Source organism: Enterococcus sp. HMSC078F03 (genome assembly GCF_001811595.1).
In the GTDB taxonomy this organism is placed as follows: domain Bacteria; phylum Bacillota; class Bacilli; order Lactobacillales; family Enterococcaceae; genus Enterococcus; species Enterococcus faecalis.
This window is the reverse complement of record NZ_KV805573.1, coordinates 1-478: the sequence shown is the minus strand read 5'-3', so window position 1 is coordinate 478 and position 478 is coordinate 1. Positions and strand designations below refer to the sequence as shown.

Here is a 478-nt window from a genome sequence, read left to right as displayed (position 1 = left end):
AGGTGATACGATCGTTGGCATTCATCATAAAAGTGCCGTCATTACTTTAGTTGAAAGATTATCTAAAGTCATTATCACGATTAAACCCAACGGCCGTAAGGCATTAGATATTGAAACCGCCCTTAATCAATGGTTTTCTCGCTTCCCTAAAAACTTCTTTAAATCTATTACGTTTGACTGTGGAAAAGAATTTTCTAACTGGAAAGCCATTAGTAACCAACACGATATTGATATATATTTTGCGGACCCTGGAACACTTTCTCAACGCCCATTAAACGAGAATTCTAACGGGATTCTGCGTCATAATGGACTGCCGAAATCAATGGATTTTAGAGAAGTGAATCAGACATTTATTTCCAGTGTCAGCAATCAACGTAATCATATTCCAAGAAAATCATTGAATTACAGAACACCAATTGAGATATTTTTGAGCTATGTACAAGAAGCATTTTATTCTAACTTAATTTGACAAATCATA

The 478-nt window shown here is 34.9% G+C and carries 1 pseudogene; it reads left to right on the top strand.

Annotated elements, in window-relative coordinates:
* Positions 1 to 469 (top strand): annotated as a pseudogene (locus tag HMPREF2810_RS09895) (IS30-like element IS6770 family transposase); the annotation flags it as partial.
* Between the last annotated feature and the right edge of the window lie 9 nt (positions 470 to 478).